This is a genomic window from uncultured Meiothermus sp. (assembly GCF_937863175.1).
In the GTDB taxonomy this organism is placed as follows: Bacteria; Deinococcota; Deinococci; order Deinococcales; family Thermaceae; genus Meiothermus.
The window spans coordinates 1-7,383 of sequence record NZ_CALMCQ010000153.1 but is presented as its reverse complement, the minus strand read 5'-3'; the positions used below and the strand labels follow the sequence as shown (position 1 = coordinate 7,383).

Below are 7,383 nucleotides of genomic sequence, written 5' to 3'. Positions count from 1 at the left end.
CCCAACCCTCTATGCCTTCCCCGAGGCCAGCAACCGCCATGCCCGTCAATTACTGGAGCAGGTGGGTTTTTCTGCCGAGCACACCACCTACTTTTACTGCATTGATCGTACCGATTTGACCTACCCGGTTCCCCCGGGGTTCAAAATCAAACTGGCCGAACCCTGCGACCCCCAGGTCTACCGTGACCTCTACAGCCGCGCCGACGATGGCTGGAGCCTGCGCTTGCACTGGACCGACGAAGAACTGCGCCAGCACTTTTTGGGCTCCGAGGTCGAACTCTTTATGGCCTACCACACGGGTAAAAATGGGGAACCCGTAGGCATGGCCGAACTGGAACTCGACGATACCAAGGCCGAAATAGCCTATATCGGGGTGGTGCCCGAGGCCAGAGGCAAGGGCCTGGGGCGGGCGCTGCTGGGCGTGGCTACCGAGCGGGCCTTCAGCAACCCTCAGATCAGGTTCCTGCAGGTGCGTGCCCACGACCACGAAAAAGCCGCTCAAGCCCTTTACAAACGCCTGGGTTTCAGGCAGACCGGTGCTGTCATGACCTACGCGCTGGAGCTTCTGTAGCCAGACGCCAAAGATTACCGGCCCTCTTCCGACCCCAGTTTAAGTTTGGCTTCAATTAGCGCAACCCGGCCCGGACGTTGGAGCTGGGTATAGAACTCGAGCAAATATTCCAGCGAAACAATCGGAATGCTCAGGCCCAGGTAGTCGGTGCGTAGTTGTTTAAGGCGGAAGTCTGGCCCGGGGTTCCAGCGCCCATTAAGGGTCTGGAACTCCAGGTTGCCCATTACCTCCACCACAATGTCACGAATCCTGTACTGGGCCATATACGAGCGCACCAGCCGAACCCCCAGGTGCATACCAGGGGGGTAGACCAGGTACTCGGACAGCAACTGGGCCATTTGTTCGGCCCCCACCCGGTCGGTCAGGAGGTCTATATCCTTGGGTGCGACCGGCAACCCATGCAGTGCCAGGGCCAGACTCCCGCTCACCGCCCAGTCCACCCTGGCATCGTTCAGGATGGGGCAGATGACCCGCAACACCTGGAGGATGCGCTCGGGAAGCAGAAGGGGGGTCATAGGACTCTACCGCCGGGTTTGTGCATACTGCTCGAAGGCCTCGAGGTCGAAGCGGCACTGTGCCAGGTCTTCCCAGTATAGCCAGCCCTCCCGCAGGGCCGGAAACTCACAGAAACCCCCTTCGGCCTTAAGGTGGAAGGCCAGTTCGCTGGGTTCGCTCACCCCCTCCTGGAAAGCCATCAGGGCCGACTGGTAAGCTCCGAAGCTGGACAGGGCTTGCGACCCCACCATTGCTTTTTTGCCCTCGGCACGGTTGAGCGCCAGCATCTCCAGGGTCTGGGTATAGCCGGTGCGGGCGGGCTTGAGATTCAAAACATCGTAGGTGTCGAGTTGCGCCTCTCGCCACAGATCGCTCAGGGTAAAGGCTGAATCATCGGCAATGATCGGCAAAATGGCCGCTCCGCGTAACCGCTTTCGGGCCAGCACTTCGGAAATGGGCAGGGGTTCTTCCACAAATAGCAGTCCAGCCTCGGCCCAGAGTCGAAGATAGGTCTCGGCTTCCTGGGGGGATAGGGTCTGGTTGGCATCAGCATAAAGCTCCACATCGGGCAGTTGCTCTGTGAGGGCGGCAATGCGGGCCAAATCATCGTTCAGATCGCGGCCTACTTTCACCTTCAACACCCGTACCCCGGCTGCATAGACCGCTCGAGCCTCGGCCCGCATCTCGGCCTCGTCGGCAATGCCCAGGATATAGCTCACTCGGATCCGCTCTTGCTGGGGCTCCAGAACCTGCCAGAGTTCCTGCCCCTCACTCCTGGCCCAGGCTTCCCACAGTGCGATATCCAGCCCGCCTTTGGTGGTGGGGTTGTTGGGAAAGTGGTGCAGAACGTTTTGCACCGCCTCGGTGTCCTCGACCTCGAGTCCAAGCAACTGCGGGGCCAGATACTCCAGTGCGGCCAGGATGGTGCCTGCGGTCTCGCCGTAAATGGTCGGGCGCGGGGGAATTTCGGCCCGGCCTATCGAGCCATCGGACAGCTCTACCTCCAGCAGCAGATGCTCCAGAGCCGCTAGTTCCGAGGCTTTGCCCCAGCGCAACTTACCCTTGAGCGGTAAGCGAAACGAACGGGGGGTGATGCGCTTGATACTAGGCATGAGTCTGCTCCACAAACCTGCCAATGGCAGCCGCTTCTTGCGCAACGCTCAGGGTCTCGGTATCCAGAAATAAGGCTCTGGGCGAACCCTGTAAAACCCGCCGGGTTCCGGCGGGATCATAGTTTTTGCGCTCCTCTGCTACGATCTTGAGCTTGGCGGAGAGTTCCCGGGTCGAAACATTCCACCGTAAGGCTACCTCGAGTTCACTTTCGCTCAAGACCCCTTTAGCAAGTTCCCGTAGGTGGGAGAGGTCACTGGAATCCACGCGCACCCGATCAAACGGGTCGCCCCGCTCGAGCAAGCGCGAGAGGCGGGTCAGGTCGCGGGCCTCCAGCACGATGAAGTAACACCTGGGCAGGTGCTTTAGTGCGAAGCGCACCTCGTTCTCGCCGCGCAGGCCGTCGAAGAGAAGGGGCCAGGTGGGAACTATGCGGCCCTGAACCAGGATTTCCGCTACCCCTCCGGGGTGTTCCTGGCGAAAGCGCCGCGTGAGGGCAAACCGCTGGCTACGGTCAAGCTGGCTCTCAGCAGTATAGCCATAGAGGGGGAAAACGTAGTGATCTACCAGTTCCCGCCGGTCGGGCAGGGTGGCAAAACCCAGGTGTTCGATCAGGCTGGTTTTGCCCACCCCGGTCAAGCCCACCAGGATCAGCAAAGGAACTTCAGGCAGCGGTTGTGCATCGGGCGGCGCAGGCCCGCCGGGAAGGTAGAGCGCACGAGCCATGCTGCCTATTTTGCTGGATGGAGGGGATTCTGTCCAAACGGTGAGGTCTCCTCGAGTCAGACCAACCCCTCATGCTTGAAACACTCAAAGCCTTTTTGGGTGAGGGCCTTCAACTCTTCCAGCAGTGCGTCGTCAAGCTTTTTGAAGTTGAAACACGACTTGCCCTGCATGCGCTTTTTGAGTTCGGGCGAGATGCCCTGCAAAAGCTCAGGATAGCCATAAACCGGCATCAGATGGTAGCTGACGTAGTTCTTCTTGATCTGCACCCCGCCGAACCACAGTACGTAGCTATCCGGGCGTTTGAAAGGCGTGTTAAGGGAGTAGTGGCCTGGCTCATCGGTCTTGACTACCAGTTCATTTTGGTAAGGCTTCATGATGGTCTTGAGTTGCTCAAACACCGGATCAAAACCACTCACGGCTGCCTCCTTTTTGGCGGGTAGGATGGCGAGATACGCCAGGCTCTGTCCAACCCAGACGTCCAGTTGTCCAGGGTCTTGCCTGGGCACAAGCCTATTACGTAAATAACAAAAAATCAAGTGAAAATATGCTACGATTTTTATCATGTACCCTGACCCCAAAACCCATAAGATCCTGGTCGGGCGCGGGGCGGCCACCAACCCTTCCAACCGCTTCGAGCGGGTGCAGGTTTCGTTCGACCCTCTGGACGAGTATTTCGAGCCGGTGGATTTGAAAACCGAGACCCTGTATTTCCACGACAAATCCCGCTCGCTTATCACCTACAACGACTCTCCCGATATCGGCCTGAGCGCTTCGGTGAACCCCTACCGGGGCTGCGCTCACGGGTGCGCCTACTGCTACGCCCGCCCCACCCACGAATACCTGGGTTTTTCGGCAGGGCTGGACTTCGAGAGTCGGATTATGGTCAAACTGGATGCGCCCCAGTTGCTGCGTAACGAGCTGGCCCGCAGGAGGTGGAAGCCCCAGATTGTGATGTTTAGCGGTGTGACCGACATCTACCAGCCCGCCGAGCGGCAGTTTGAACTCACCCGGCGGTGCCTGGAAGTATTTCTGGACTTTCGCAACCCGGTTAGCTTGATTACCAAGAACTATCTTGTGACCCGCGATATTGACCTGCTCAGGGAACTGGCCGCCTGGGACTGTGTTTCGGTGGCCCTTTCCATCACCACTCTGGACGAAAAACTCCGCAGACTGATGGAGCCCCGCACCTCGGCGCCCGGGCGCCGCCTGAAAGCCGTGGAGATGCTGGCCAGTGCGGGCATTCCGGTGGGGGTGATGACCGCCCCAGTCATCCCCGGCCTGACCGACCACGAGATTCCAGGGCTGGTGCAGGCGGCTGCCGATGCCGGGGCTGGTTGGGTGGGTTTTAACATCGTGCATCTGCCCTATGGGGTGAAGGATTTGTTTTTGGACTGGCTCGAGCGTCACTACCCCGAGCGCAAGAACAAAGTAGTGGGCCGCATCAAAGCCTTGCGCGGGGGACGCCTCAACGACCCTCGTTTTGGCTACCGCATGACCGGCGAGGGTATTTTTGCCGAACAAATTGCCCAGCTGCACAAGGCGGCCTGCAAACAAGCCGGCTTGCCCCGGCCAGGGCGCAAGCTGACCACCGAGCACTTTCGGGTTCCGGGAAGAGCGGTGCAGGCGGGGTTGTTTGAATAGCCAGGCCGGACTTTAGCAGTCAGTAAAGTGCTCACCAGGCTGGATGGCGCTCGAGCAAATTCGAGTAGGATTGATTTTGTGGACATCCTCAACCTCTACCAAGAAACCGGGGCCTTGCTGGAAGGGCATTTTTTGCTGCGCTCGGGCCGGCACAGCCCCAAGTTTTTGCAGTCAACCACCCTGCTGCAACACCCGCTCTATGCCGAGGCGGTGGGGCAGGCTCTGGGCGAGCTATTTGAGGAACTGGATATCCAGTTTGTGATTGGCCCGGCCATGGGGGGGGTGGTGCTGGCTTTCGTAACCGCCAAAGCCCTGGGGGTGCGGGCGCTCTTTGCCGAGAAGGATGGCAAAGGGGGAATGTGGATACGCGAGGGGCTGACCATCCACCCCGGTGAACGCTTCCTGGCGGTGGAGGATGTGGTCACTACTGGCAGCTCGGTGCAGCAGGCGATTCAGGCTGCCGAGGCCAGGGGAGGCCGGTGTGCTGCGGTGGGCTCCATCGTAGACCGGAGTGCGGGCCGGGCTGAGTTTGGGGTGCCGTTTCACTCGCTCACCCAACTTGATTTTCCCACCTATGCCCCGGACTCCTGCCCTTTGTGTCAACGGGGTCTGCCCTTACAGGAAGTTTAGAGTAGAAGAAGTAGGCTGTGGGTGTATGAACGATGTTTCGGGTTACAAACTGCCGGTGGCCAACCGACGGTTCTTGGTGTTGCTGGTGGCCCTGGTTCTTCCTATCGCTTCTTTCTCCCTTGCCCAGGGCAACCTCGAGATAGCCCGGCAGGCTATCCAGGACTGGCAGGCAGGAAAATACACGGTAGATCCCTCGCAGGCGGTGGGCAAGCCTGCCGAGGAGGCGGTGCGGATACTCGAGCGCAGCTTTGCCTTTGCCCCACCCCCCCGCAATCTCTCCGTTAACCTCAATGAACCCCAGGAAGAACTGACTCCAGTTGGAACCATCGTCAAATTTCCCGCGACCGTTGCCGGGCGCGGCGGCGATGTTCGTGTGACCCTCCGCGAGGGCGAGGTGACCCGCATTGGTTTTGTGCCGGAGGGAGGCCTGTTGCCGGCCTGGATCAAAAACCCGCTATCCTGGGTGCTTTTTGTAGCCTTTTCGCTGGGCTGGCTGGTGGCCCTGCGGGGCAACAATGCGCTGGCCCGCTGGTGGAGTGAGGGCTGGGCGCTGGTGCGGAAATACCGTGGACTCTACATGGGCATGAATATTGGCCTTTATGGCTTGTTTGCTCTGGGTGGACTGGTAGCCTATGCCAACCCCCAGCTGGTCAAGCTGGTGCAGGAGATCGTACGGGGTAGCCTGGAACAGATTGGTATTGGCGGGGCTTTGGGGGGTGGGGTGCTGGGTCTGGCCATCGTGATTTTCTACTGGAATTTCGTCAATGGACTGATTCTAACCACCGCACTACCTGGGCTATTGCTGGGAATTCCAGCGCTATTATTCAATGCCATGCGCTACTTTGTGCTGGGGTTTGCCCTCTCCCCAGTAGCCTTTCCTCTGGTCAACTATCTGCTGCACCTGCCTACCATCGTAATCGAGTTGCAAGCCTACATTCTGGCCACCTTTGGCGGCATGGTGTTAATGCTCAAGACCCTGCGGGCTGAGGGGTATCGGGCGGGCCTGCGGGCGCTGGGCCTGATGGTCTATCTGGGGGCCTTTTTCCTGTTGCTTGGGGCCTGGTACGAGTCTTTCTCCCTGCTGATGCTGATGCGCCCCTAGCGGGTTTTTGACCGCTTTACGCAGCCGATGCGTACACGCTGTAGTATGCGAAGAATCGTGTCAGAGATTTCGCCTGCGTTGAAGGATGCACTTGCCAGGTTCTCCCAAAGCCTCGAGAGCACGATCATGAGCCGCAGCGGATTCAGCTATTATTCTCGATATGCCTTACTCCATGACCCTGAATGAACCTCAGCCGCAGAAAGCTGGCGGGACCATGCATAGCCCCATTGCGGTAATTGGAGCGGGGGCCTGGGGTACGGCCCTGGCTTTGCTGGCCTCCTCCAGGGGCATCCCGGTCTATTTCTGGGCGCGGCGGCTCGAACAGGCCCAGGCCATGCGCCTGGAGCGGCAGAACCGCGAGTATCTGCCGGGGGTGCGCTTCCCCGAAAACCTCTACCCTACCGCCGACGCCGAGGAAGCCCTGCAAAATGCCAGCTTTGCAGTGGTGGCGGTTCCTTCCAAGGCCATTCGGCAAACGCTTGAGGTGTTGCCCAAGGCAAAAGCCTATGTCTCGGTGACCAAGGGCCTGCAATTCACCGACCATCACCTGTTTCGCATGAGCCAGGTGATAGAGGAAGTGACCGGGGTCTCGCGGATAGCGGTGCTTTCCGGCCCCAACCTGGCCGAAGAAATCGCACGGTTTTTGCCGGCGACTTCGGTGGTGGCGTGCCAGGACTCGGAGTTTGCCCGGCAGGTACAACAGGTCTTCAGTGGGCCGAGTTTCCGGGTCTATACCTCCTCGGATCTGGTGGGGGTGGAACTGGGCGGCGCGCTCAAAAACGTGATTGCCCTGGCTGCCGGGATGGTGGATGGGCTTAAGCTCGGCGACAATGCCAAGGCCTCCCTCATCACCCGTGGACTGCGCGAAATCATCAAATTTGGGGTGGCCCAGGGCGCCCAGGACGCCACCTTCATGGGGCTTTCGGGCCTCGGCGACCTGATCGCTACCGCCAGCAGCCCCCTCTCACGCAACCGTCGCGCCGGGGAACGTCTGGTGCAGGGCGAGACACTGGCCCGGATTCAAGCCCAGAAGTCGGTGGTGGAGGGTATCTACACCGCTAAAGCCCTGCACTTCTGGGATCTGGAGACCGGGGCCGACCTGCCCATC

Annotated in this window: 9 protein-coding genes; 5 read left to right on the top strand and 4 right to left on the bottom strand. The window is 59.7% G+C overall.

All coding sequences use genetic code 11. From position 1 onward, the window contains the following. The coding region (locus Q0288_RS06080) for a GNAT family N-acetyltransferase (protein WP_299428700.1) at window positions 1-571 on the top strand (571 nt) is incomplete at its 5' end. A gap of 14 nt (window positions 572-585) precedes the next feature. Here the strand turns inward: Q0288_RS06080 and Q0288_RS06075 are convergent. From Q0288_RS06075 to Q0288_RS06060, 4 genes are read right to left on the bottom strand one after another with little or no spacing between them, the layout of a single operon-like run. Next, window positions 586-1,086 (bottom strand): hypothetical protein, encoded by a 501-nt coding sequence (locus tag Q0288_RS06075; protein ID WP_299428697.1) that lies wholly within the window; start codon window positions 1,084-1,086, stop codon window positions 586-588. Between the two features lie 6 nt (window positions 1,087-1,092). After that, window positions 1,093-2,178: an enolase C-terminal domain-like protein gene (locus Q0288_RS06070; RefSeq protein ID WP_299428694.1), complete on the bottom strand. Its 1,086-nt coding sequence runs from the start codon at window positions 2,176-2,178 to the stop codon at window positions 1,093-1,095. Further along, entirely contained in the window at window positions 2,171-2,902 is a 732-nt protein-coding gene (locus tag Q0288_RS06065; RefSeq protein WP_299428691.1) for a hypothetical protein, read from the bottom strand. The genes Q0288_RS06070 and Q0288_RS06065 overlap by 8 nt, the downstream gene beginning before the upstream one ends. Before the next feature lie 56 nt (window positions 2,903-2,958). Next, the gene (locus tag Q0288_RS06060) at window positions 2,959-3,318 is read right to left on the bottom strand and encodes a hypothetical protein (protein ID WP_299428689.1); all 360 of its coding nucleotides are present in this window, start codon (window positions 3,316-3,318) and stop codon (window positions 2,959-2,961) included. A 145-nt stretch (window positions 3,319-3,463) separates the two neighbouring features. Here Q0288_RS06060 and Q0288_RS06055 point away from each other — a divergent pair, with 145 nt between their 5' ends. From Q0288_RS06055 to Q0288_RS06040, 4 genes are all read left to right on the top strand, one after another. Next, window positions 3,464-4,543, top strand: a complete 1,080-nt coding sequence (locus tag Q0288_RS06055) for a PA0069 family radical SAM protein (RefSeq protein WP_299428686.1) — start codon at window positions 3,464-3,466, stop codon at window positions 4,541-4,543. 78 nt (window positions 4,544-4,621) lie between these two features. Beyond that, complete coding sequence (gene pyrE / locus Q0288_RS06050) at window positions 4,622-5,173, top strand: orotate phosphoribosyltransferase (protein WP_299428683.1); 552 nt, start codon at window positions 4,622-4,624, stop codon at window positions 5,171-5,173. A gap of 25 nt (window positions 5,174-5,198) precedes the next feature. Then, window positions 5,199-6,275 (top strand): stage II sporulation protein M, encoded by a 1,077-nt coding sequence (locus Q0288_RS06045; RefSeq protein ID WP_299428680.1) that lies wholly within the window; start codon window positions 5,199-5,201, stop codon window positions 6,273-6,275. 214 nt (window positions 6,276-6,489) lie between these two features. Continuing rightward, window positions 6,490-7,383: NAD(P)H-dependent glycerol-3-phosphate dehydrogenase (locus Q0288_RS06040; protein WP_299428703.1), on the top strand; the 894-nt coding region annotated here is incomplete at its 3' end.

Excerpts from the sequence above, each read along its gene's own strand:
- Q0288_RS06075 (WP_299428697.1), bottom strand. The coding sequence starts at position 1,086 with ATGACCCCCCTTCTGCTTCCCGAGCGCATCCTCCAGGTGTTGCGGGTC.
- Q0288_RS06070 (WP_299428694.1), bottom strand. The coding sequence starts at position 2,178 with ATGCCTAGTATCAAGCGCATCACCCCCCGTTCGTTTCGCTTACCGCTC.
- Q0288_RS06065 (WP_299428691.1), bottom strand. The coding sequence starts at position 2,902 with ATGGCTCGTGCGCTCTACCTTCCCGGCGGGCCTGCGCCGCCCGATGCA.
- Q0288_RS06055 (WP_299428686.1), top strand. The coding sequence starts at position 3,464 with ATGTACCCTGACCCCAAAACCCATAAGATCCTGGTCGGGCGCGGGGCG.
- Q0288_RS06045 (WP_299428680.1), top strand. The coding sequence starts at position 5,199 with ATGAACGATGTTTCGGGTTACAAACTGCCGGTGGCCAACCGACGGTTC.